The organism is Brevibacillus sp. Leaf182 (genome assembly GCF_001423865.2).
Taxonomy (GTDB): domain Bacteria; phylum Bacillota; class Bacilli; order Brevibacillales; family Brevibacillaceae; genus Brevibacillus; species Brevibacillus brevis_C.
The window spans coordinates 168860-192658 of record NZ_LMPN02000019.1; the positions used below are offsets into that span (position 1 = coordinate 168860).

The window sequence follows — 23799 nt, forward strand, 5'->3', positions numbered from 1 at the left end:
TTCAAAAACAATAACTCTTCGGGGATAAAGATAGATGAGGCTTGGTTGTTTTTATTTTAAAATAAATCTGATAATTTACAAGAAGTAAAATATATTTTATATACATATATCATTGATGCACAAACAATCAGTAATCGTTTGTGACCGCAAGCGGTCCCTCAAGGTAGAGGGAGTGCCGGAACGATGATTTGCCCACTCTTAACATCGACAATGCCTGTTGCTGTAAGACGGGCATACGGTAAGTGGGTAGCGGTAAAAAACAAAATCGAATAAATCGGGTCGAGATGGACATGGCCTTTGGAACGGAGCTGATTTACCAAATTTTCACCCATGCTGATCACTTCCTCCATAGGTGCAGATGCGAATTTTCCAGTAAGAGGTAATGGGCATTCACAAATTATTTTTCCTTCATCGATCAGGACGACCCCGCCTTTTATTTCGCGAATGTGTTCCAATGCTTGCGCCATCGCTCGGGGATCGCGTCCGATTACGATCCAATCGCCAGACGCCGAATAGGTGCTGGCCAGCCCTTCGAGATGCTCACCGAAGCCATGAAGCACTGCCAATGTTCGATTGCCGCCAGTTGCATCAATGGTCGCGATCAGCGCTAACTGCGGATCATGCTGCAAAGATACATAACCATCCTGATCAACGGGCATGTCCTCTAGCGACAACCGTGTGATAACGGCATTCAGCATCTGTAACACAGGGGCTTTCCCATCTTCATCTGGCCTTAGGCGGAACCAATCAGGATGTGCCTGCTTTTTCAATGGATCTGACAAACGTAACGAAGCTTCGTCCCATTGTGGCTGAACGGTTGGGACGAGCAGGGTTCCCTTTTCTGCCACCCGTTGTCCATTTGCAATTACGATGGATGGTGTCGGTTGATCCTTTGCCGTCAACAACAGCATATCCGCGATTCGGCCCGGCGCAATTCCTCCGATCTCCGCGTCCAGCCCGTAATAGACAGCCGGGTTTAGTGTCGCCATGACATACGCTTCTTCTGGTGGCATCCCTGCTTCGATTGCCACACGGATCGTACTATTCATGAACCCGTCACGATGCATCGGCGGCGTACTTCCATCTGACGTGAGCATCATCCGTGATGACCACGGCACCCCCAACTCCAGCCAGCCCTTCACCAGCTCCGGCAGATCAGGGCGAATAGAGGAATGACGCAGTGTCGCATACATGCCTACACGGATGCGCGCCAGCAAATCTACTGCATCGATGGCCTCATGACAAGCTGTTACGCCGGCTGATGCGGCAATGTTCAAGGTCTCGTAAGAAGCTCCCGGATGATGCCCCTCCATCCTTTTGCCCAAATCCCGCGTATGCTTCAAACCAAAAAGCAGCGTTTCATCCTCTTGTAAAACGCCGCCCCAATTCGTCAACTCCCCACCCTGGATCACGCGTGGATGCTCCAGCATTCGCGCCAAGCTTTCCTTGGTGAACGCCGGATGAGCTTTCCCTGTCTGCGGGTCGAGTCTGCCCCAGAAAAATTGCTTCACCGGATGAGCTACCAGAGAATCCATGATCGCTGCTGTTTGCGAAAAAGGCAGATGCATCAGCATCAATGAGTCCGACATCATTCCAGTCGTTCCCGTTTGCAGAGCAAAGTCAGCCAACGTGTAAGGGTTGTACCATTGAAACGGATGCGCGTGTGGCTCGATGTAACCCGGCACGAGATACTGTCCAGCCGCCTCGATGATCACAGTCTGGTCATCGACCAACGGCTCTTTTTCTCCTACATAAGCAATACGTTCTCCTGCCACTGCAACGTGATGCTCTTGCCATTCCTTTGTATACACATTCAGAACACTTGCGCCTTTTATCCAGAGGCTTGCCGGTGCCTGACGTCTACTCACGCGAATCATGTTCAAGTAATCACGATCTGATATGGCTCGTACGCGCATCATTTCTTCTCTCCTTGTTGGTCTTCCGATGTCTACAGCTTCGCCGCCCATAAATCATTCCCCTGCAAGCTTGGTGGTGGTAGTAACAATTCCCACGGGTGTCTTGTCGCCCTTCATCGCAGACTATCGAATAGAAGTAATTGCGACAGGAGGACAACTCTCATGCACAAAAACGTAGGTAGAACTGACGCGCTGATTCGCATAACTGGCGGTCTGTTAGGCTTGGCATACGGCATCGGTAGAATGAACCGCCGCCCATACAACACTCCATGGCTGCTCATGGCTTTTTCAGCCATGAAAGTAGCAGAAGGAGCTACTCGCTTTTGTCCGATGTACGCAGCGCTGGGCATCAATACGAAAAAAGGGAATGGCATGCAGGGCATGATGGATCAACTCAAGAAAAAAGGCGTACAGATGGCAGTCAATCAGTTCACGCGCTCCATGAATATTGCGCCCATCAAAGACTCGAACAACAGCCAGGATGATGCGAGCAATACGCCATCTACCACCAATAAGACAAACATACAGTATTCTGCAAGCCCTCAATCATCAACGAATCAGGAAATACAACCAATCAACAATCTGCAAAACACGAAGCTTACCTCCGAGGATCAACTTCTCGAAAAGGCGGCAAGAGAGTTCATTTCATTTCGCTCCCAAGATAATAATAACAGCAGCACTACTCGCTACCCCACGTACAGATAAGGAGAGGAGGCACTGCATATGCTTGTCGGCTCCCAGATGTATGAATGGATGTCCCATAACTTCTTTGTTATTGCCACGATTATTGGCGTCATCGGCGTGATGGGATATTACTTCTTTCGGACGTCGAAAAGAAGAGGAAGATATCGACAATAGCCAATCATAGACAGGAAGACGAAAAGCCCGTTACATTCGATGAAAATGTAACGGGCTTTTCACAAATCATATTAGAAAGGGAATTTGCGCGGTTCTGTCTGGACGGACACCCATTTTACTGTCGTGAATTCTTCCAAGCCGATTTCACCGCCGTAGCGGCCAATGCCGGAGCTTTTCTCTCCACCAAACGGAGCGTTCATATCCAGGTTAGCGGTAGCGTCATTGACATGTGTCATGCCACTTTCGACAGCACGTGCAAATGCAATGCCTTTTTCCAAATCCTGCGTAAAGACTGCGCCAGACAAGCCATACTCTGTGTTATTGGTCCACTCCAGCACTTCTTCATCTGACTCGAATGGAATAATGGTTGCAATCGGTCCGAAAATTTCGGTTTGAGCCAGTCGCGAATCCTGCTTCACATCTGCAAAAACATACGGAGTCAAAATATTGCCGATACGCTTACCTTCCAGCACAACGCGTGCGCCATCCTGCTTTGCATCCTCCGCAATACCGATGACCTTCTGCATTTGGCGTTCGTTGATCAGTGGACCGATAATTACTTTTGGATCGATTGGGTCGCCGTATGGCAGTTGCTCTGCTCGTTCCGCGAAACGGCGGACAAACTCGTCGTAATGCTTGCGATGAACGAACATGCGATTTGTGCACACACATACTTGTCCAACATTGAAAAATTTTCCGAATACGGCTGCATCAATCGCAGCATCCAGATCAGCATCTTCCAGTACAACGAACGGATTGTTACCGCCGAGTTCAAGAGAAACACGCTTCAGATGCTGGCCGCACAATGCACCGATATGACGGCCGACATTTGTAGATCCCGTAAAGGAAATGATCCGTGGAACCGGGTGTTCGATCAAGTAATCTCCTACCTCTGCGATATCATAGCCGACGACATTCAGGACACCTTTTGGAAGGCCTGCTTGCTCAAAAATATCAGCAATAAACGGACCGCCCGACATGTATGTGCCGGAATCCGGCTTGAGAACGAGAGCGTCACCCACAGCAATCGCCGGAGCGATTACGCGCATCGCAGACATAAGCGGGAAATTGAAAGGTGTAATGACACCGATCACACCGATTGGGTGACGGTAGATATGATTCTCTTTGCCAGGGACAGTACCTGGGAAAATTTGTGGCTCATACATGCGATCCACATACTCAATAGAAGCCACGATCATCCCAACCGAAACCATGAATTCGGCCATCGCTTTGACGAACGAGCTTCCTGTCTCCTTTATCATGATTCCAATGTATTCGTCTTTTCTTTCCTGCATGAGCTGAGCTGCACGTCGCAGCACTTGCTTCTTCTCGTCAGCCGAAGCCTGTGCCCATTTTTTCTGCGCTTGCTTCGCTGCCTGGTATGCCTCATCAATGTCGTTTCGATTCGCCAGCTTCATGCGGGCTACCACGTCACCATTGTAAGGGTTTACATTTTCATACACGTAATCACTTGAGCCTTCGCGCCAAACCCCGTTGATATATTGCATGGAGAATTTATCTGCCATCTCTCGGTGACCCCCTTAAAATTTTGTAATGACAGTTACCCCTACGCCGCCATAAGAAACCATTTCATCGAATGCAGCATTGATGTCATCCAAAGCGATTTGTTTTGTGATCAATTTCCCTGGTGCGACCTTGCCTTGGCTGACCATATTAAGCATTGCGGGAAACTCCGGGATCGGCATGCCAGCAGAACCAATTAGTTGCAATTCGTGTCCGAGCACGAGATTAACCGGAATCGGTGTCATACCGCCGTTTGGATTGGAGCTCAAACCGATTTGTACATGACGTCCGCGTTTGCGCAGGCTCATGATCGAATTGAGGCATGTTTCCTGAATACCCAGGGCATCGATGGATAGATGAGCGCCGCCCTTCGTTATTTCCTTGATAGCTTGAGGCGCATTTTCTTCTTTGCTATTAACAGTTGCAACCGCTCCCATTTCTTTGGCGAATGCGAGCTTATCGTCGGCAATGTCGACCGCGATGACGTTCGCGCCTGCTGCTGCTGCAATTTGGATAGCAGATAGCCCCACGCCTCCGGTGCCATAAACAGCGACCCATTCCCCTGGACGAACGTTTCCTTGGGCAACTGTCCCATGGAAAGCCGTCATGAATCGGCAACCCATGGCAGCCGCACTCAGGAAATCAACGTTCTCAGGCAGATGAAGAAGGTTCAGGTCCGCGTTTGGAATGTGGATATATTCTGCATATCCTCCGTTAAAATGCATGCCGACCAATTGGCTGTTATCGCAAACGTTATTGTGACCGGACAAGCAATGCGGGCATACACCATCGCCTTGGGTGAAAGGTACGATAACGCGGTCGCCTTTTTTGAAATTACGGATGTTGCTTCCGACTTGTTCCACAACACCGCTCATTTCATGTCCGAGAATATGCGGGAAATTTTGAACCATAGACATCTTTCCGTGAATCGCGTGCAAGTCGCTACGGCATACACCGGACGCCACCAATTTCAAGATAACACCGTCTGGGGTCAATTCAGGGTCTGCGACATGTTTTACAACTAAAGGTTGATTAAAAGCTTCAAGGACTGCAGCTCTCATGCTTTATACAACTCCCATCGACTGAGTATTCGTTCGCCTTCATTATAGGAAGTTATTTTCATAATGAATAATATATTATAATTATCTAAATGATAGATAAACGTCTATATAGAAAGGGAAATAGACAATGGACCTGCTTCAGATGAAATATTTCTTGACTGTAGCCCGGTTGGAACACATGACAAAGGCCGCTGAGGTACTGAATATCAGTCAGCCTTCTTTGAGCATAATGATTGCACGCTTGGAAGAACGCGTGGGTGTACCGTTGTTTGACCGCCACGGTCGCAAAATTCGTTTGAATCAATTCGGAAAGGTATATGCGGAGCATGTAGAGCAAATCTTTCATGTGCTGGAACAAGGTGAAAGCATCGTGCGAGATATGGCCGGGCTAAGTAAAGGAAGCATTACCCTGGCTGTTTCTATTACTGGTGTCATCCCTGATTTATTGGGAAAGTTTTTGCGTCTATATCCGGACGTCCAGTTTCGCCAAGTGTTCGAACCAACACCTGTTGTCAAGAAGATGCTTGAAAATGGCGAGATTGATATTGGCATCACCTCGGGAGTAATCGACAGTCCTGATTTAGAATGGCAACAACTCATTACCGAGGAAATTTATGTTGTGGTCCCAGAAAAACACCACTTGGTGGGCCAAGAATCTGTTCCGTTGAAAATACTGAAGAATGAACACTTTTTGAGTGTACGCCAAGGATTTTGGCTTCGTAACTTCATGGATGAACATTGTTTGCAGGCAGGCTTTTCCCCGAAAGTAATTTTTGAGGTAGACGAGCCTGATGCCATCGTATCCTTGATTAGACAAGGGATCGGGGTGTGCTTCGTCCCTGCTATGAGTTGGAAAATGAGATCGCATCTCATCCCAAATAAAATCAGGATTACAGATCCAGAATGTCAGATTACCAGAGGCATTGCGTGGTCACGAAAGCATTATTTATCCCAAGCAGCACAGCGCTTTCGGGAATTTACCATTGATTATTTCAAAGAGTTACAGCGTTTTCCATTTACATAATTACTTGTTATGCATATAATTGTCATTGCAAGTATTTTGGACGAAAGAGGGTTATTCCCCTGATCGATCATTGGCAAAAAGAACCGGTTGGATTTCTCATTGGAAATACATACCGGAGAATGATTCATTATGTTTCCCTTTTTTTAAAGGAATTTGATTTGACCACGGAGCAGTTTGCCGTCCTTTATCGGCTACGCGAAGAAGAGGGCATCAATCAAAAAGAGCTGGCCCAGCGCTCGGCCAAGGATCAGCCTTCCATGACACGCATTTTAGATACACTTGCCAAAAAAGGCTTTATCGAAAAGACATTGAGCGAACAAGACCGCCGCGCCTACATCATTACCCTTTCCCCGAAAGGACGGGAATGGATTGAGCAGGCGATCCCTGTAGAGGCTCATGCCGTCGCAGACATTTTGGAGGGTATCTCTCCTGAAAAGCTGGCCTTCTTACGAGAAATCTTGCTGGAGATTAACGAGAACATCAATAGAAAAACGACAGACTAGGAGTGACAGCATTGGGAGAGAGTAGAGAGAGACTGTGGACGAGAGATTTTGTCCTGTTAACTGTATGCAATTTGTTGTTGTTTCTCACTGTTCAAATGCAGACCCCTACCTTTCCTGCCTATGTGAAGGAAGCGTATCAGGCCAATGATTTTGTCGTCAGCCTGGTCATCAGCTTGTTTTCACTTGCAGCAGTGATCGCAAGGGTGTTTACCGGGGAAGCGTTGAAAACAAAAAGCAGTAAGCTCTTGGCGATCGTCGCCCTTGGATTCGTCGCGATTTTTAGCGCAGGCTATTACTGGGCGGGAAGCATTGTTTTCTTTCTTCTGTTGCGAATTCTGGTCGGTATCGGCTTTGGGATGGGTAGCACGACCTTTCCGACGATTGTCTCCAATGTGATTCCTGCCAAACGGATCGGCGAAGGCATGGGGTATTTCGGCTTATCGACCAGCTTGGCAATGGCACTCGGCCCGTTGATTGGACTTGGAGTTTTAAATGGGTTTGGATTCGGATCGATGCTTATGGTTCTCGTGTTGTTAGTTGCCATTATTTTTCCGTTGATGCATTTTATTCGCGCCTACAATCAGCTTCCTGTGTCGTCCGGGAACGTACAAACTGTCACAGGCATTCGCCGTTTTTATGATAAAAAGCTGCTGCTTCCAGCTGGACTGAATTTTTGTTTGTCTATTACGTATGGCGGGATTCTCAGCTTTTTGGCCTTGTACGGAAAAGAAGCCCACATTGAGAATGTCGGCTGGTTTTTCCTTACGAATGCACTGGCGATGGTGTTGATTCGTCCGTTTTCCGGCAAGCTGTATGATCGCAAAGGGCACATTGCTGTCCTGCCTCCCGGTGCGATTTTCGTCGGGATCAGCCTTTTGCTCCTGTCCCTGACAACGACAGAGTCCTTGCTTCTCGTCTCTGCTGCCTTCTACGGGCTTGGCTACGGCATGATTCAGCCATCTATCCAGGCGTGGATGGTGAAGGTCGTCACACCTGAGCAACGAGGCATGGCGAACGGACTGTTCTTTAATTCCATCGATCTGGGTATCGCGGTCGGCTCTATGCTCCTCGGCGTCATTGCGACACATTCGAGCTACTCTGTCATGTACCGCTGGTCGGCAGCTTGCTTGCTGCTGTTCCTTATCGTTTATTTCCTTTCGCAGTTGGCTGCGGCTAAAGCGAAAAAAGCGGCGATTGCGAGTGAGAACGTTGGTGTGTAATAGAAGCTTAAGCGACACGATAAAGATTGAACCCCGTAGAATTAGGCGCCTTTTAGCGCCTCTTTCTTTTCTGCGGTGCTGTTAAGCTATATACGATTACTGCAGCAACAATTACCAAAACCACCATAAAGATAAGACCAGGGTAACCTACACTCCCCATAAATACCCTTACCCCCTAAATTTTTACTATTATTGGCATTATACAAATAAAACTACTCCGTTTGTAAGGAATAGTTTTATTTGTATAATGCTATTTTTGGTGTAGACACACCTTCCAGCACATGTAAAAAAGCTGTTCCCCAAGTAGTAATTTCTACCGAAGGAACAGCTTGTTCTTTTATTTATCCCTTTTGCTGATACTTCATCGCACGTGCCGCAATATCCGTTCGATACTGCGCCCCGTCAAACGAGATTCCTTGGACCTTCGCATAGGCTGTCTCACGCGCTTGCGCCAAATCCGATCCTGTTGCCACAACGCCAAGCACACGGCCACCGCTCGTAACGATCCCTTCCTCGGTTTCCTTCGTACCTGCGTGAAACACCATAGCTCCCTCGTTTGCCTGACCCAGTCCTTGAATCAACGCACCCTTTGGATATTCGCCCGGATAACCCGGTGCTGCCATGACGACACAGACAGCACTTCCTTTTTGCCATGTCACATCGACTGCATCGAGCTCGCCATTGACCGTTCCTACAAAAATATCGAGCAAATCTGTTTCGAGCAACGGCAAGAGTACCTGTGTCTCTGGATCGCCAAAACGCGCATTGAACTCCACGACTTTCGGGCCTTGCTCCGTAATCATCAGTCCTGTGTAGAGAATGCCTTTAAACGGAATGCCATCCTTGGCCATCCCTGACGCCATCGGCTGGACAATCGTTTTGACGATCTCGTCCACCAGCTCAGCAGACATTTGCGGTACAGGGGCGTATGTTCCCATGCCGCCTGTATTGGGACCACGGTCATCATTGAAAATTCGCTTATGATCCTGGGAAGTAATCATCGGCTTAACCGTCTCTCCATCGACGAAAGACAGCAGCGACAGCTCTTCGCCGAACATGCACTCCTCAATGACCACACGCGCTCCCGCTTCACCAAAGACGCTTTCCTGCATGATCTGACGGAGTGCCTCTTCTGCTTCCTCCACCGTCTCTGCGACAACGACACCTTTCCCCGCTGCCAAGCCGTCCGCTTTGACAACGATAGGAGCTCCCTGCTCTCTCACGTACGCGCTCGCCGATTCGTAATCCAGGAACGATTCATAGGCAGACGTCGGAATCTCGTAGCGTTTCATTAAACTTTTCGCAAAAGACTTGCTGCCCTCGATCATTGCCGCTTTTTCGTTCGGGCCATAGATCGGCAGATTGCGCTCCTGGAAAAAGTCCACAATCCCCGCCAGTAAAGGATCTTCCGGGCCAACGACAGTCAGATCAATTCCCTCATCTTTGACGAATTGCGCCAGTGCAGCAAAATCGAAAACGCCAATCGGCACGTTTTGTGCGATTTGGGCGGTGCCCCCGTTTCCTGGTGCACAGTATACCTTTGTCACTTTAGAGCTCTGCAACAGCTTCCAGGCAATCGTGTGTTCTCGACCGCCGCCGCCGATCACTAATATTTTCATCGTATTTCCTCCTGTGTGAGAGGTGATCCACTCTTTAGTACGTGTTTAAAAAAGCGAACGTTACTCCCGAATAGCCTCTTTTAGTGCTTGAAATGACGAGTGCCGGTAAAGATCATCGCAATGCCCGCTCGGTTACAAGCATCAATCGATTCTTGGTCGCGAATGGAGCCGCCTGGCTGGATGATAGCAGTAATCCCTGCTTTGGCTGCCGCTTCCACGGTATCTCCCATCGGGAAAAATGCATCCGAAGCCATAACCGCGCCACTTGCCAATGCACCAGCTTGCTCGATGGCGATTTTCGCTGCCCCAACGCGGTTCATCTGGCCTGCACCCACGCCGATGGTCATATTGTCTTTTGCCAAGAGAATCGCATTCGATTTGACGTGCTTGACGACCTTCCAGGCGAATTTCAACTGTGCCAGTTCCTCTTCCGAAGGCTTTCGGTCTGTAACCACTTGAATCTCGCTTTCTTCGAGCTGCTTGTAGTCGAAGTCTTGAATGAGCGCCCCGCCTGCAACCGGAGCCACGCGGAACAGATTGTCCACTTTTTTGGCTGGTTCATTCAGCGCAGGAATACGCAAAAGACGCAGGTTCTTTTTCTCAGCCAGAACAGCCAACGCCTCTTCGGTGAAGTCTGGTGCGATGATAATTTCCAAGAAAATCTCTTTCATCGCGAGTGCAGTATCACGGTCAATCGGGCGGTTTGCTGCCACGATCCCACCGAAAATAGACACAGGGTCTGCTTCGTACGCTTTTTGGTAAGCGGCGCGAATATCAGTGCCGATCCCTACTCCACATGGGTTGGAGTGCTTGATCGCAACGACAGCAGGTTCAGCGAATTCACGTACAATCGCCAATGCTGCATCTGCGTCATTGATATTGTTATAGGAAAGCTCTTTTCCTTGTAGTTGACTCGCATTCCCGATGCTCAACTGATCCGATAACGGCTCACGGTAAAATGCCGCACGTTGATGTGGATTTTCCCCATAGCGTAAATCCTGTGCTTTCTCGTAAGTCACCGTGTAGCTCTCAGGCAACAGTTCGCCTACCTGCTCACTCAAATAGCGAGAGATCAAGGCATCATAGGCAGCAGTATGACGGAAAACTTTTGCAGCCAGCTTGCGACGGGTTTCTAGCGTAGTATCGCCATTTGCTTCAATTTCTTCTGCTACTTTTTCATAATCGGCTGCATCGACCACTACACTGACGAACGCGTGATTTTTCGCAGCAGAACGCAGCATCGTTGGTCCACCAATATCAATGTTCTCAATAGCATCTTCATATGTCACGTCTGGCTTTGCTATCGTTTCCTTGAAAGGATAAAGGTTCACGACAACCAGATCAATGGTTTCAATCCCAAGGTCTTTTAGTTGCTGCACATGTGCTTCACTGTCCCTTACAGCCAAGAGGCCGCTGTGGATATTGGGATGCAACGTTTTGACGCGACCGTCCAAAATTTCTGGAAATCCAGTCACTTCAGAAATGCCAATGACGGGAACTCCCTCTGCTTTTAAGAGAGAAGCCGTACCCCCGGTAGAAATGATCTGTACCCCGGCGGCTACCAATCGACGGGCAAACGGAATCAATCCTGTCTTGTCAGAAACGCTGATCAACGCTTTTTTCACACTCACGGATAGAACCTCCTGAATTTTAGTGAAAACATGAGTAACTATTGACCAAAACACGAACAATACTTATATATTATAAAATAATTGTACGCTATTATCAACAACTTCGTCAGGAAAACAAACGCAGCCGCCCATGCCTGTTCGGCACTTGCGACTGCACACACCTGCATTTGTTTTGATGAAGTTATCGTTTTTTCTTGCTTTTGCCTGACAGCTTTTTGATGCGGTCTGACAGTGAGACTGATTTGCTTTTGGCAGTCGCCCTGATTGGCTTGATCGGCTTCTTCGACTTGCGGCTTTTCGCCTTTACTTCTTTGGGCATTAAGTTACCTAACTCTTCCATGGAGATGGATTGGCCGTCCTTTACACGATCCCTGACGCGCTCCTTCGTCTCCTCTGGAACTTCGAATCCCATGTTGCCCAGCTCATCCAGCAGCGCATCTACATTGGCTCCACCCTTCGGCATTTTTTCCGCTAGCTTCATAATATCGTTAAGCGTCCATTGCCGCCCTGTTTTTTGGCTTAGCTTATCGAGCAAGTTCGAAACAAAATCTCCGCTCAAGTCGGCCCCTCCCTTTGTGGGAATATCCTTCTCTGTTACTGTATGTCACCAGAGTTGATTTGGTTTGTCATGATTCGCGGAGGAAGAGTAACAGTAAAAAGGGGGAGACGGTCATAGTTAGAAGCCGACACCGTCTGAAAGGACATGAATAACATAGTGGTAGGACGAGAAAACGTGATTGGCAAAGTCAATCATTCATCCTCGTTAGGTGAGGCTCCTATACAAACATAAGCCACTGCCCGGAAATATCGAAAGATGCCAATGGGTAGAACAGGAACTGCCGAACTAAGGCTTTTCTTAAGGTGGCTAAGGAATGTTTCCTTTACGTTGTATAGTGCCAAAGCTCTGGTAGGGGGCCCTCTAGATTCCCGCTAGAGGGTTTTTATTTTCGAAAGGGGGGAACGTTTTTATGGACAGTAGTCCAAGTTGCGGAATAAATAACTGCAATCAAGATTGTGTACGGAGAATTTTCCGGCCTTGTGGCGCTGCGGCATGTTCCCCATACCTTATTTGACATTGTCCCTTTTTATGGGACGAGTGTATGTAAGTATCTATATGTAGACATGCTTGCGCAACATGGTCGTATCCCTCCGATCCTGATTTGTGAAAGGATGAGAAAACCATGTTGAACATTTACAAAACGAATGCCATGGGAAAAATAGAAGAACTGCATCAAATTGAAAAAGGCTGCTGGATTCATCTGACCGATCCTTCTGAGCAAGAAAAGCAACATGTCGTCAGGGAGTTGTCGATTGACCTTCATTTTTTGCAGGATGCCCTTGATGACGAAGAAATAGGTCGGATCGACAAAGAAGGAAACCGCGTAATGCTCTACGTGGACATCCCCATCTCCACGAAGGAAGGGACGAAGGACAACTATACGACGGTTCCGCTGGGAATCATGGTGATGGAAGATTATATCTTAACCGTTTGCCTGGTAGAAACGGCTGTCATGAATGAGTTCGTCCAAGGGAAAGTGAAAAGCTTTCACACGCATATGCGAAACAGGTTCGTCCTGCAAATTTTATCGAATACGTCGCATGATTATTTGCATTACTTGAAAAAAATCAACAAGCAGACAGAAACGTTGGAAAAATCGTTGCGACAATCGACGAAAAACAATGAACTGCTTACCTTGCTTGAATTGCAGAAGGGCCTCGTTTATTTTTCGACGTCCCTGGAAACGAACAGTCTGTTGATCTCCCTGCTTCGGAGCGGCAGTTATTTGAAAATGTACGAAGAAGATAAGGAACTGCTGGAAGAAGTCAAAATCGAAACCAAGCAGGCCATCAAAATGACGGAAATTTATACTGCCATTTTAGGGAACATCATGAACGGCTTTGGCTCCGTCATCTCCAACAATCTGAATCGCGTATTGAAGCTGTTGACCGCCATCACGATTGTCATCACCTTACCTATGGTGATCGGCACCTTTTACGGGATGAACGTCCCGCTTCCTTTTCAGGATCATCCGCACGCATTCACGATCATTATGATCATGTCCACCGCCATTACGTCCGTAACAGCCCTCCTGTTTTGGAGAAAGAAGTATTTTTAAAATGAATGACCAAAAAACCGACATCAGAAAAGGATGTCGGTTTCTTTTTGATCTCTCGATTTACGTCAGCTGGACAAGCCTTCCTTCCAGCTTCACTCTCTCTTCTGCTAAATAGCCAATGACCTTCACCAAAAGCTCATGCTCCACGGCATGAATGCGAGCCGCCAAAGTCTCAGCCGTATCTGCATCTTGCACCGCTACAGGAATCTGGGCAATGATCGGCCCTGTATCCAGACCAGCATCAACCAGATGTACCGTTACCCCCGTTATCTTTACCCCGTAAGCGAGTGCCTGACCAATCGCATCTTTTCCTGGGAAAGCAGGCAAAAGCGACGGATGCAGATTGATGATTTTTCCTTCGTAGTGAGACAAAAGAGTGTCGCCCACCAAACGCATGTAGCCTGCCAGCACAACCAGCGATATATCGCGTTTTTGGAGCTGCGCCACTATTTCCTGCTCAAAAGCAGCCTTGTCTGCATACTCCTTCGGTTGAAAAACAAAGGCGTCGATCCCTAAACGCTCTGCCCGTTCCAAAACCTTGGCGCCGGGCTTGTCGCACACGAGCAAGGCAACTTCTACGCCTGTGAGCCTACCGTCCTGTACAGCCTGCACGATCGCTTCAAAGTTGGAGCCGCTGCCTGAGGCGAAAATGGCCAGCTTTCTCACCATTCCACCCCGTTGTATACGACTTTGCGCTCTCCCGCTTGAATATGTCCGATCAAATACGCCTGTTCTCCCAGCTCTTGCAGCTTTTCCATCACACTCACTGCGTCTTCCGGCTTCACGACAAGCATCATGCCAATACCCATGTTGAACGTTTTGTACATATCCGGGTAAGAGATGTTACCCGCCTCTTGTACCAGCTCGAAGATCGGCAGTACAGGCCAGGAACCAACGTTGATTACAGCTTGCATTCCTTCTGGAAGCACGCGCGGAATGTTTTCAGTAAAGCCGCCGCCTGTGATGTGCGCCAGAGCTTTCACTTCATGTGACTCAAGAACGGATAACACTTGCTTCACGTAAATGCGGGTCGGTGTCAGTAGCTCTTCGCCGAGCTTTTTGCCCAATCCATCAACATGATCATGCAGGGACATACCTTTGTCTGCCAAAAGAACCTTGCGAACGAGCGAGAAACCGTTGCTGTGCACGCCGCTGGAAGCCAGCCCGATCAGTACATCGCCTGCCGCCACAGAAGCTCCCGTAATCATTTTGCTCTCGTCCACGACACCTACGGTAAATCCTGCGATGTCGTATTCGCCTTCTGCGTACATGCCAGGCATCTCGGCAGTCTCCCCGCCAATCAGCGAGCAGCCGGACTGGGAGCAGCCTTCTGCGATCCCTTTGACAATCGCTTCGATTTTTTCCGGAATGACCTTGTCTACTGCCAGATAATCGAGGAAAAAGAGCGGCTCTGCCCCTTGAACCACTACGTCATTGACGCACATCGCGACAGCATCGATGCCGATTGTATCGTGTTTGTCCATGGCGAAAGCGAGCTTCAGCTTGGTTCCTACCCCATCTGTGCCGGAAACGAGAATCGGTTTCTCGTATTTTTTGGTATCCAGGCGAAACAGCGCTCCGAACCCGCCCAAATCCGTCATAACTTCCGGGCGGAATGTTCGTTTGACGTGCTTTTTCATGCGTTCGACGGCTTCGTTGCCCGCATCGATGTCTACGCCAGCTTGTTTATATGCTTCACTCATCGTTTCTCCCCCTAGCAAGAGGTGCTTATATTAGCGGTTGTTCATAAGTAGCACGGTTAGCATTTGAGCGCAGGTAGCGCTTCTTCGAACTCAATCTCTGTCGGATATTCTCCGTTAAAGCATGCGAGGCAGTGTCCTCTATTGGGAGCCGAATCCGTGCGGCCAATTGCATCGATCATTCCTTCAACAGACAAGAATGAGAGCGAATCAGCCTCAATGATTTGACGAATTTCCTCAACGGATTTGGTCGCTGCAATCAGTTCCTCACGCGACGAGGTGTCGATGCCGTAAAAACAAGAATTCATAACAGGCGGAGAGCTGATGCGCACATGTACTTCCTTTGCACCAGCCTCACGCAGCATGCGGACGATCCGATTACTCGTCGTACCGCGAACAATGGAGTCGTCAATCATGACAACACGCTTGCCTTCCACTACCTTGCGAACCGCAGACAGCTTGAGATAGACAGCACGCTCACGCAGCTCCTGACTCGGCTGAATGAAGGTACGTCCGACATAGCGGTTTTTGATCAAGCCGATTTCGTACGGAATTCCCGTCGCTTCCGCAAATCCGATAGCAGCAGAGATACTCGAATCCGGTACACCTGTGACGACATCAGCATCAATCGCGGATTCCAATGCCAGTTGCTTGCCCAGACGTTTGCGCGCCATGTGGACGTTGATTCCGTCGATGTCACTGTCTGGTCTAGCAAAATAAATGTATTCAAACGTACAAATCGAACGCTGTGTTGTTTCGGTAAACTTGCTTTCCGTAATGCCATCCTTGTCGATGACGATCAGCTCACCTGGTTGCACGTCACGCCAATATTGCGCGCCGATAATATCGAATGCACAGGTCTCAGATGCGACAGTGATCGCATCTCCGAGTCGTCCCAATGACAGCGGACGCAAGCCATTCGGATCGAGGGCGATCACGAGTTGGTTTTCGTTCATGACGAGAAGCGCATACGCTCCCTTGATATATTGCAGGGCGTCCTTTACCGCTCCCGGCAAATCCTTGCACTCAGAGCGGGCGATCAGATGTGCGATCACTTCTGTGTCACTCGTCGTCTGGAAAATAGATCCTTTTGCTTCCAGCTCTTTTCTAAGCACGGCGGCATTCACGAGATTCCCGTTGTGAGCAACAGCCATGCTGCCTTGTGCGTAACGGAAGAACAACGGTTGGGCATTTTCAATTTTGCTCGAACCAGCAGTCGTATAACGAGTATGACCAATCGCGATATGACCGCTGAACTTCTCCAGATCACCCTTGCCAAAAGCCTCTGACACGAGACCCATTCCGCGGTGCTTATACCATTTCTCACCGTCAGAGGCGCAGATACCTGCGCTCTCCTGACCGCGATGCTGAAGGGCATGCAGACCCAGATAGGTCAATTGGGATGCTTCTTTGTGGTTGTAGATGCCAAAGACGCCGCATTCTTCGTTCAATTTGTCCCAGATTAGCCGATCAAACATGGAATCGCATCCTTCCAGGCTGCTTTCACCTCTTGAGTCGAAGCGTTGATCGCTTCTGTACCGTTCACGTTCACTACCAGACGATCGCCGCCGACCGTACCGATGTTTTCAGCAGGTACGCCATGTTCACCTGCCAATGCGAGAATCGCCGCCGCTTGCTCCCCAGAAGCACTGAGCAAGATGCGAGATTGAGATTCACTGAACAAGAGCACGTCAGCACGCAGCTCAGACGCAAGAGCCACCTGCGCACCGAAGCCTTTGCCAAAGCAAGATTCAGCCAATGCGACACCCAGACCACCTTCGGACAGATCGTGTGCGGAGTTCACCAGACCTTGGCGAATCGCTGTGAGAACCAGCTTTTGCACAGCCGCTTCTTTAGTCAGATCGATTTGTGGAGGACGTCCGGAAATGCTGCCCGTAGCCATCTTTTGATACTCACTGCCGCCCAGTTCAGCGAAGGTTTCGCCCAATAGGATGATCGCGTCGCCTTCATTTTTGAATTCCTGGGTCGTAATATGGTCAACATCAGTGATCAAGCCGACCATTCCCACCGTTGGAGTTGGATAGATCGCGTCACCGCTGCGTTCATTGTAAAAAGATACGTTTCCGCCGATGACCGGAGCATCGAGTGCTACGCACGCTTCGCTCATGCCCTCGCACGATTTTTCAAATTGCCAGAACACCTCAGGCTTTTCCGGGCTTCCGAAGTTCAAGCAGTCCGTAATCGCCAACGGCTCTGCACCGGAGCAGACAACGTTGCGCGCAGATTCTGCAACCGCAATGGCACCGCCCACTTTCGGATCGAGGTATACATAGCGACCATTGCAATCCGTACTCATGGCAAGGGCCTTGCGAGTACCGCGCACCATGACAACAGCAGCGTCAGAACCAGGCTTTACTGCTGTGTTTGCACGCACGATGTGATCGTATTGCTCGTATACCCACGCTTTATTCGCCACTGTTGGCTGAGCCAGCAAGCTTTTCAGCGTAACATTCAGATCTTTCGGTTCTTGGATGGCTGCCAACACATCTACATTCGCATTTGCTTCGTAGTAAGCAGGCACCGCAGATGGACGATGGTACACAGGTGCGTCGTCTGCCAAGCTGTCTACTGGTACTTCTGCTACTACCTCACCTTGGTGCAACAAACGCAGCTTGCTGTCTTCGGTTACTTTGCCCACGACAGCGGACGCCAGACCCCATTTGTCAAAAATCGCAATCGCTTCTGCCTCTTTACCTTTTTCCACGACGACGAGCATGCGCTCCTGAGACTCAGACAGCATCATTTCGTATGCAGACATGCCAGCTTCACGCTGTGGCACCAGGTCCAGATTCATCTCGATTCCGTTCCCTGCCTTGGATGCCATCTCGGAGCTGGAGCTCGTCAAGCCAGCCGCTCCCATGTCCTGAATCCCGACGACGATACCCGTGTCGATCAGCTCCAGGCACGCTTCCAGCAGGAGCTTTTCCATGAATGGATCGCCAACTTGTACCGCCGGGCGTTTTTTCTCCGACTCTTCCGTGAGCTCCTCAGATGCGAAGGTCGCCCCGTGAATACCGTCGCGCCCTGTGCTAGAACCAACGTAGATAACAGGGTTGCCGATACCGGACGCTACCCCTTTTTGAATCTTCTCGTGGTCGATCAAGCCGACACACATCGCGTTGACAAGCGGATTCCCTTCATACGTAGGGTCGAAATTCACTTCGCCACCCACAGTCGGAATCCCGATGCAGTTCCCGTAGCCTGCAATACCAGCTACTACATTTTCAAACAAATATTTGACGCGAGGAGACTTGAGCTCCCCGAATCGAAGCGAGTTGAGCAGCGCAATCGGACGCGCGCCCATCGAGAATACGTCACGGATGATACCGCCCACACCCGTCGCAGCCCCTTGGTACGGCTCGATTGCAGATGGGTGATTATGGCTTTCGATTTTGAAAACAACCGCCTGATTGTCTCCGATGTCGACGATACCTGCACCTTCCCCTGGTCCTTGCAAAACGCGAGGTCCTTTTGTCGGGAAACGACGCAGGACAGGCTTGGAATTTTTGTAGGAGCAGTGCTCCGACCACATGACGCTGTACAGACCTGTCTCCGTCCAGTTCGGCTTGCGGCCGAGAATTTCTACGACACGCTGATATTCTTCGTCAGTCAGACCGATTTCTTTATATAGTTTTTGATCGGCAATTTGTTCGGCTGTCGGTTCTTTATGCGTGAGTTGTGACACTGTTCTGCTCCCTCCAAGTCTTCAGGATCGAGGTAAACATGCGGCGTCCGTCATCGGAAGTCATCCAAGAGTGGACGGCACGCTCCGGGTGAGGCATCATGCCAAGTACGTTTCCACGTTCATTGCAAATACCCGCGATGTCTTCCAGTGAACCATTCGGATTCTCGCCATGATAGCGGAAAACAATCTGATTATTCGCTTTAAGCTTCGCCAGCGTTTCTTCATCACAGTAGTAGTTTCCTTCGCCATGCGCGATCGGAATTTGGATGACTTCCCCTGCCGCGAAATCACGGGTAAAGGAGGTATTGCTGTTTTCTACACGCAATTCGGACAGCTTGCAACGGAATTTCAGTGAACGGTTGCGCAAGAGTGCTCCTGGCAACAGCCCCACTTCGGTCAGGATCTGGAAGCCGTTGCAGATTCCCATGATCAGCTTGCCTTCTTCTGCTGCTTTCACCACTTGCTCCATGACGGGTGAAAAACGAGCGACCGCACCACAGCGCAGATAATCTCCATAAGAGAATCCACCTGGCAAGAGAATCGCATCATATTTGGAAAGATCGGTATCGGAATGCCATACGTAATCCACAGGCACTCCCATTACGTCTTCAACTGCGTTAAACAAATCAATGTCGGCATTCGAGCCTGGAAAGACAATAACGGCTACTCGCATATCCTTAGCCCTCCACGATATCAAAGCGATAGTCTTCTACCACCGTATTGGCCAGCAGCTTTTCGCACATTTCACGTACACGTTCTTCTGCTTGCGCACGGTCAGAAGTGTTCAATTCCAGCTCCATGTACTTCCCGATGCGCGCATTGTTTACTTCATCAAAACCCAAAGTGTGCAGAGCACCTTTTACAGCGTGTCCTTGCGGGTCCAAAACACTCTCGCGCAATGTTACATAAACAACAGCTTTAAACATGTACGTCTCCTCCTAGTCTCGTAAGCATTTCTTTGTAAGCTTCCTCCACATTGCCCAAATCGCGGCGGAAGCGGTCTTTGTCGAGCTTTTCATTTGTTACCGAGTCCCAGAAACGGCATGTATCCGGGGATATTTCATCGGCGAGGAGAATCTCCCCATCCGCTGTTTTTCCGAATTCCAGTTTGAAATCGACCAAGGTAATGTTGCGGTCGCGCAGATAAGGCACGAGGACCTCGTTTACAGCAAGACCCATGCGCTCCAATGTCGCTTGGTCACTCTCGCTGGCAATCCCCAACACTTTGATATGGGAGGCATTCACCAATGGATCTCCCAGTGCGTCATCCTTGTAGTAAAACTCGACAACGGGCTGCGGGAGCACAGTCCCTTCTTCCATGCCAAGACGCTTGGCCAATGAGCCTGCTGCGATATTGCGAACGACTACCTCCAAAGGGATAATCTCCACTTTGCGAACAACTTGCTCTGTGGCGGACAGCAGACGGACAAAATGGTTGTCGATGCCCCGCTCCTTCAGCATGGTGAAAAAGATTGCCGTAATGCGGTTGTTCAGCTCACCTTTTCCGGTGATTTGCGCCCGTTTCTCTCCATTGAATGCTGTTGCGTCGTCTTTGTACTCTACCCAGTACTGATCAGGCAAAGATGTCCGATAAATACGTTTTGCCTTACCTTCGTAGAGTTGTTCCTGTTTTTCCACCGTAGGAGTCACCTTCCCAGTCAAAAAGGTTGAGTTTCGGTTAATTCACGAACGTTTCAACTACATTAAAACACAATCATACGCATTTATCAACGAAAAATGCTGGAATAGACTTCGACAAACGTTCGGGATTTACTGCATGTTTTCCGAACTATATATGTTAACATTCGTTTACATGTTCTCCATACTGGCTTTACATCTCCTGATTACAATAGTCCTTAGTCTCGGGACTTTTCGACCATCCACTTATCAGGAGGCAACTGGAGATGCACGCTATCTTTCGCCATTTACTCACTCCCTTATCTCGCTTACACAGGCAAGTGCGGCTCCGTACCAAGCTGACGATCCCACTGCTATGCATCCTGCTCATTTCTTCTGGCATGATTGGCTGGACCTTTTACACCCAGGCAAAAAAGGCGATGATTTCGCAAATGGAGTCCCGCCTTGACTCAGAAACGGACAAGACTACCGAAAAAATATCGCTTTTGAAGTTTACTTTCGCTAGCGACGATCAAGCCTACCAAAAGCGCCTTCAATACGAATTGCAACAGCAGGAAAGCAATCTGTCTCAGGAAGGCTTGATACTTCAGCAATATCTGGTCAAAAATGGAGCCTTTCATCCCATTGAAAAAGTGACAAAGGGCGCTATTGAAATCCCGCAAGATATCGCGATACGGATGGAAGCGGAGCGATTCGGCGTGATTCATGTCCCTGTCGATGGTCACATACATACACTGGCCTTTACGCATTCTCCTGAGGAGAACTACATATATGTCATAGACGTTTTGCAGGAGTCCTATCTAGGTCCTCTTCACGAGATAACCAAAATTATCGTGGTGACCATTCTCGCTAGTCTGGTCCTTTCTTTGTTGCTTTGCTTGCTGGTTGTAAAGGGGATAACCGCGCCTTTTCAGACGTTGATTATGGCCATGCAACAGGTCAGCTCGGGCGATCTCACTCATCGTTCCCTTCTGCAAAACGAGGGTCCAGAGATTCGCGGGATTTCAAACAGCTTCAATCACATGATCGAGCAAATGTGTGAGATTATTGCCGAGATCCAACTCATGATTGAAGAACTGAACAAAGGCGGCATCGCCATCAGACAAACAGCCGATGAAGCAGGGGATCGTTCGTCGATGCTGTCGTTGCGTCTCGATACAGTCAACCAAGGCGTCGAGCAAACGGCTGCCTCAACAGATGGTGCCAGTGCCTCCTTTCAGCACATCAAGCAATCGATGGACGGACTGTTCGCGCGTATTTTCTCTGTGATTGAAGCGGGTAAAAAGATGCAGACAGTCACCCATAATGGACAAGATCGTATCGATGATTTGAACACGATGATCAACCGCTTCTCCCACACGTACGCACAGGTCGACACCCGCATGACTGAACTGCGTCGACAAACAGAATCCATTGGAGATGTTGTTCATCTGATCCAAAACGTGGCGAAGCAAACCAAGCTTCTCGCTTTAAATGCGAGTATTGAAGCGGCCCGCGCTGGAGAATACGGGCGTGGATTTGCAGTCGTGGCCAGCGAGGTAGCCAAGCTTGCCAATGAGTCGGAAAATGCCACATTAGAAATCACGCGGCTGATGGACGCTGTTCAGGAACAAACCTATGCGATTTCCTCCGAAACCTCACAGGCATCCGAACAGCTTCAGCAAAGCCTGCAAAAGCTCTCAGATGCTGCCTCTGCTTTTCTTGAGCTTCGACAAGCTGTCGATCAGACAACGGGAGAGCTGCATATAGCCAACGAGGGGTTATCCGACATAACCGAAGGCTTGCACACGGTAGACATGGCATTGGATGCGTTTGTTGCCATTTCCCAAGAGACCAAAAGCAGCACAGAAGAAATGCTGGTCGCCTCGCGCGAACAGCTCACTTCCATTGAAAAATCACGTCAACTGGCTACAGAGCTTCTATCCTTATCTGAGCGGTTACAAGAAATCAGTGATCGCTTTCGTGTTGCATGAACGAGCAGAGCCTTCCCCTCGGGCAGGCTCTTTTCTTTTGTTTATGATAAAATTGTCAGTGGTACAACCAATACGTGAAAGAAGGAATTTCAGATGTTTCCATTTGAAGTGTCTTTTCCTACCAAGATTTACTTTGGCATAGGCGAACTGGAGCGTTTGGGCCGAGAAGCAAAATCGATGGGCCAAAAAGCATTGCTTGTCACAGGCGGCAATGCGGCAAAACGTACAGGACTTTTGGACCGCGCCAAGGCTCTGTTGCAGGAAGCTCAAGTGGCGTATCTTGTTTTTGACAAAATCGAACCGAATCCGCGTACGGCAACGGTTGATGCCGGAGCTGCTCTTGCTCGTGAGCAACAGTGTGACTTCATCCTCGCTATCGGTGGCGGCTCCGTGATGGATGCCTCCAAAGCGATTGCGGCAGCAGCCGTTTCTGGACGCCCGATTTATGATTACATGCGGGGAAATCCGAGTGGCTCTGGTCAATGGCTGGTACCTGTTCAGGAAGCACTGCCGATCATGACCGTCCCGACAGTAGCCGCTACAGGTTCGGAAGCCAACCATATCAGCGTCCTGACTCATTGGGACACGCATGAAAAATCTTCGATCAACGGTCCCGCACTTTACCCGAAGATTGCTATTCTTGACCCGTCTATCACCTTTACCGTTCCGGCTCGCGTCACAGCGGAATCTTGCGCCGATATCTTTTCTCATCTGTTTGAAAACTATTTGATCAGCGCGGAAGGTACCCACGTTCAGGACGGGATTTCCGAAACACTCATTCGTCTCGTCGTCGAGCACTCCATCACAGCGATCCAGCAACCAGACAACGCAGAAGCACGATCAACCCTTTTGTGGGCGAGTACGCTGGGCATCAGTCCATTCGCTGCTGGCGGTCGTAGTGCTGGCATGCCGTTGCACGGAGTTGAACATCCGCTGAGCGGAATCTACGATATGGCTCACGGTCGCGGACTGGCGATCCTGTCCCTTCCATATTTCGAACAAGTGATATTGCAAGATCGTCCCGAGAGACTAGCCCGTATGGGACGTCATTGCTTTGGCGTTACTGTGGAGGACGAGGGCGAAGCAGCACGAGCAACGATTGAAGCCGTTCGCCGTTGGTATGAGCGCATGGGAATCACAGAGCGTCTGTCTGACTTCGGCGTGACCAAACAATCGCTGGCGCAAATGGCGGAAGAAGCGGTTCGCATCGGCGGACGTGGAATCGGGTATCTGCCTAGCTCACGAAAATTGAATGAAGCCGATGTCATCGCGATCTACGAGGCTTGCCTGTAATTGAGCATCAAACACA

General features: G+C 49.3%; 21 protein-coding genes and 1 riboswitch. Of the genes, 8 read left to right on the forward strand and 13 right to left on the reverse strand.

Going from position 1 to position 23799, the window contains the following annotated elements; genetic code table 11:
* Positions 1-158 precede the first annotated feature (158 nt).
* Complete coding sequence (locus tag ASG16_RS09890) at positions 159-1916, reverse strand: adenine deaminase C-terminal domain-containing protein (protein WP_056495080.1); 1758 nt, start codon at positions 1914-1916, stop codon at positions 159-161.
* A 162-nt stretch (positions 1917-2078) separates the two neighbouring features.
* Between ASG16_RS09890 and ASG16_RS09895 the strand changes: the two genes are divergently transcribed.
* Both ASG16_RS09895 and ASG16_RS31505 read left to right on the forward strand, forming a co-directional pair.
* Positions 2079-2621: a YgaP family membrane protein gene (locus ASG16_RS09895; RefSeq protein WP_056494720.1), complete on the forward strand. Its 543-nt coding sequence runs from the start codon at positions 2079-2081 to the stop codon at positions 2619-2621.
* An 18-nt stretch (positions 2622-2639) separates the two neighbouring features.
* Positions 2640-2774 carry an EYxxD motif small membrane protein gene (locus tag ASG16_RS31505; protein ID WP_255412999.1) on the forward strand — a complete coding sequence of 45 codons (135 nt, stop codon included), beginning with the start codon at positions 2640-2642 and terminating at the stop codon, positions 2772-2774.
* Positions 2775-2845: 71 nt separating this feature from the next.
* Here the strand turns inward: ASG16_RS31505 and ASG16_RS09900 are convergent, their stop codons facing one another.
* Positions 2846-4300: an aldehyde dehydrogenase family protein gene (locus ASG16_RS09900; RefSeq protein WP_056494718.1), complete on the reverse strand. Its 1455-nt coding sequence runs from the start codon at positions 4298-4300 to the stop codon at positions 2846-2848.
* A 15-nt stretch (positions 4301-4315) separates the two neighbouring features.
* Positions 4316-5359: a zinc-binding dehydrogenase gene (locus ASG16_RS09905; RefSeq protein WP_048031077.1), complete on the reverse strand. Its 1044-nt coding sequence runs from the start codon at positions 5357-5359 to the stop codon at positions 4316-4318.
* Between the two features lie 127 nt (positions 5360-5486).
* On the opposite strand from ASG16_RS09905, the gene ASG16_RS09910 reads away from it, so the two are divergent.
* The 3 genes from ASG16_RS09910 to ASG16_RS09920 all read left to right on the forward strand — a co-directional run bounded on the left by ASG16_RS09910 (position 5487) and on the right by ASG16_RS09920 (position 8106).
* Positions 5487-6383, forward strand: coding sequence for a LysR family transcriptional regulator (locus ASG16_RS09910; protein ID WP_056494715.1), 897 nt, complete (start codon positions 5487-5489; stop codon positions 6381-6383).
* 119 nt (positions 6384-6502) lie between these two features.
* Complete coding sequence (locus tag ASG16_RS09915) at positions 6503-6886, forward strand: MarR family winged helix-turn-helix transcriptional regulator (RefSeq protein ID WP_017249722.1); 384 nt, start codon at positions 6503-6505, stop codon at positions 6884-6886.
* Between the two features lie 11 nt (positions 6887-6897).
* Entirely contained in the window at positions 6898-8106 is a 1209-nt protein-coding gene (locus tag ASG16_RS09920) for an MFS transporter (protein WP_056494710.1), read from the forward strand.
* A gap of 341 nt (positions 8107-8447) precedes the next feature.
* Here the strand turns inward: ASG16_RS09920 and purD are convergent, their stop codons facing one another.
* From purD to ASG16_RS09935, 3 genes are all read right to left on the reverse strand, one after another.
* Positions 8448-9725, reverse strand: coding sequence for a phosphoribosylamine--glycine ligase (purD, locus tag ASG16_RS09925; RefSeq protein WP_056494707.1), 1278 nt, complete (start codon positions 9723-9725; stop codon positions 8448-8450).
* An 80-nt stretch (positions 9726-9805) separates the two neighbouring features.
* Positions 9806-11356, reverse strand: a complete 1551-nt coding sequence (purH, locus tag ASG16_RS09930) for a bifunctional phosphoribosylaminoimidazolecarboxamide formyltransferase/IMP cyclohydrolase (RefSeq protein ID WP_056494704.1) — start codon at positions 11354-11356, stop codon at positions 9806-9808.
* Positions 11357-11537: 181 nt separating this feature from the next.
* Positions 11538-11915 (reverse strand): hypothetical protein, encoded by a 378-nt coding sequence (locus ASG16_RS09935; protein WP_056494701.1) that lies wholly within the window; start codon positions 11913-11915, stop codon positions 11538-11540.
* Positions 11916-12108: 193 nt separating this feature from the next.
* Positions 12109-12276: riboswitch (M-box (ykoK) riboswitch) on the forward strand.
* A 261-nt stretch (positions 12277-12537) separates the two neighbouring features.
* Here ASG16_RS09935 and ASG16_RS09940 point away from each other — a divergent pair.
* Positions 12538-13473, forward strand: a complete 936-nt coding sequence (locus tag ASG16_RS09940; protein WP_056494698.1) for a magnesium transporter CorA family protein — start codon at positions 12538-12540, stop codon at positions 13471-13473.
* Positions 13474-13533: 60 nt separating this feature from the next.
* Here ASG16_RS09940 and purN read toward each other — a convergent pair whose 3' ends face one another.
* From purN to purC, 7 genes are read right to left on the reverse strand one after another with little or no spacing between them, the layout of a single operon-like run.
* Positions 13534-14142, reverse strand: coding sequence for a phosphoribosylglycinamide formyltransferase (gene purN / locus ASG16_RS09945; RefSeq protein WP_056494695.1), 609 nt, complete (start codon positions 14140-14142; stop codon positions 13534-13536).
* Complete coding sequence (gene purM, locus ASG16_RS09950; protein ID WP_048031069.1) at positions 14136-15176, reverse strand: phosphoribosylformylglycinamidine cyclo-ligase; 1041 nt, start codon at positions 15174-15176, stop codon at positions 14136-14138. The genes purN and purM overlap by 7 nt, the downstream gene beginning before the upstream one ends.
* A 56-nt stretch (positions 15177-15232) precedes the next feature.
* The gene (gene purF / locus ASG16_RS09955; protein WP_048031068.1) at positions 15233-16651 is read right to left on the reverse strand and encodes an amidophosphoribosyltransferase; all 1419 of its coding nucleotides are present in this window, start codon (positions 16649-16651) and stop codon (positions 15233-15235) included.
* The gene (gene purL, locus ASG16_RS09960; RefSeq protein ID WP_056494692.1) at positions 16636-18879 is read right to left on the reverse strand and encodes a phosphoribosylformylglycinamidine synthase subunit PurL; all 2244 of its coding nucleotides are present in this window, start codon (positions 18877-18879) and stop codon (positions 16636-16638) included. The genes purF and purL overlap by 16 nt, the downstream gene beginning before the upstream one ends.
* Entirely contained in the window at positions 18860-19552 is a 693-nt protein-coding gene (purQ, locus tag ASG16_RS09965; protein ID WP_056494689.1) for a phosphoribosylformylglycinamidine synthase subunit PurQ, read from the reverse strand. Before purQ ends, purL begins: the two co-directional genes overlap by 20 nt.
* A gap of 4 nt (positions 19553-19556) precedes the next feature.
* Positions 19557-19805 carry a phosphoribosylformylglycinamidine synthase subunit PurS gene (gene purS, locus ASG16_RS09970; protein ID WP_007717324.1) on the reverse strand — a complete coding sequence of 83 codons (249 nt, stop codon included), beginning with the start codon at positions 19803-19805 and terminating at the stop codon, positions 19557-19559.
* Positions 19798-20517 carry a phosphoribosylaminoimidazolesuccinocarboxamide synthase gene (gene purC / locus ASG16_RS09975; protein WP_056494686.1) on the reverse strand — a complete coding sequence of 240 codons (720 nt, stop codon included), beginning with the start codon at positions 20515-20517 and terminating at the stop codon, positions 19798-19800. Before purC ends, purS begins: the two co-directional genes overlap by 8 nt.
* 266 nt (positions 20518-20783) lie before the next feature.
* On the opposite strand from purC, the gene ASG16_RS09980 reads away from it, so the two are divergent.
* Both ASG16_RS09980 and ASG16_RS09985 read left to right on the forward strand, forming a co-directional pair.
* A complete protein-coding gene (locus ASG16_RS09980) occupies positions 20784-22490 on the forward strand; it encodes a methyl-accepting chemotaxis protein (protein WP_056494683.1) in 1707 nt (568 codons plus the stop codon).
* Positions 22491-22583: 93 nt separating this feature from the next.
* Positions 22584-23783 carry an iron-containing alcohol dehydrogenase gene (locus tag ASG16_RS09985; RefSeq protein ID WP_056494680.1) on the forward strand — a complete coding sequence of 400 codons (1200 nt, stop codon included), beginning with the start codon at positions 22584-22586 and terminating at the stop codon, positions 23781-23783.
* Positions 23784-23799: the final 16 nt, after the last annotated feature.

Bases quoted from the DNA above. Each gene is read 5' to 3' on its own strand.
- ASG16_RS09890 (WP_056495080.1), bottom strand. From the start codon at position 1,916: ATGCGCGTACGAGCCATATCAGATCGTGATTACTTGAACATGATTCGC.
- ASG16_RS09895 (WP_056494720.1), top strand. From the start codon at position 2,079: ATGCACAAAAACGTAGGTAGAACTGACGCGCTGATTCGCATAACTGGC.
- ASG16_RS31505 (WP_255412999.1), top strand. From the start codon at position 2,640: ATGCTTGTCGGCTCCCAGATGTATGAATGGATGTCCCATAACTTCTTT.
- ASG16_RS09900 (WP_056494718.1), bottom strand. From the start codon at position 4,300: ATGGCAGATAAATTCTCCATGCAATATATCAACGGGGTTTGGCGCGAA.
- ASG16_RS09905 (WP_048031077.1), bottom strand. From the start codon at position 5,359: ATGAGAGCTGCAGTCCTTGAAGCTTTTAATCAACCTTTAGTTGTAAAA.
- ASG16_RS09910 (WP_056494715.1), top strand. From the start codon at position 5,487: ATGGACCTGCTTCAGATGAAATATTTCTTGACTGTAGCCCGGTTGGAA.
- ASG16_RS09915 (WP_017249722.1), top strand. From the start codon at position 6,503: ATGATTCATTATGTTTCCCTTTTTTTAAAGGAATTTGATTTGACCACG.
- purD (WP_056494707.1), bottom strand. From the start codon at position 9,725: ATGAAAATATTAGTGATCGGCGGCGGCGGTCGAGAACACACGATTGCC.
- ASG16_RS09940 (WP_056494698.1), top strand. From the start codon at position 12,538: ATGTTGAACATTTACAAAACGAATGCCATGGGAAAAATAGAAGAACTG.
- purN (WP_056494695.1), bottom strand. From the start codon at position 14,142: ATGGTGAGAAAGCTGGCCATTTTCGCCTCAGGCAGCGGCTCCAACTTT.
- purM (WP_048031069.1), bottom strand. From the start codon at position 15,176: ATGAGTGAAGCATATAAACAAGCTGGCGTAGACATCGATGCGGGCAAC.
- purF (WP_048031068.1), bottom strand. From the start codon at position 16,651: ATGTTTGATCGGCTAATCTGGGACAAATTGAACGAAGAATGCGGCGTC.
- purQ (WP_056494689.1), bottom strand. From the start codon at position 19,552: ATGCGAGTAGCCGTTATTGTCTTTCCAGGCTCGAATGCCGACATTGAT.
- purS (WP_007717324.1), bottom strand. From the start codon at position 19,805: ATGTTTAAAGCTGTTGTTTATGTAACATTGCGCGAGAGTGTTTTGGAC.
- ASG16_RS09980 (WP_056494683.1), top strand. From the start codon at position 20,784: ATGCACGCTATCTTTCGCCATTTACTCACTCCCTTATCTCGCTTACAC.
- ASG16_RS09985 (WP_056494680.1), top strand. From the start codon at position 22,584: ATGTTTCCATTTGAAGTGTCTTTTCCTACCAAGATTTACTTTGGCATA.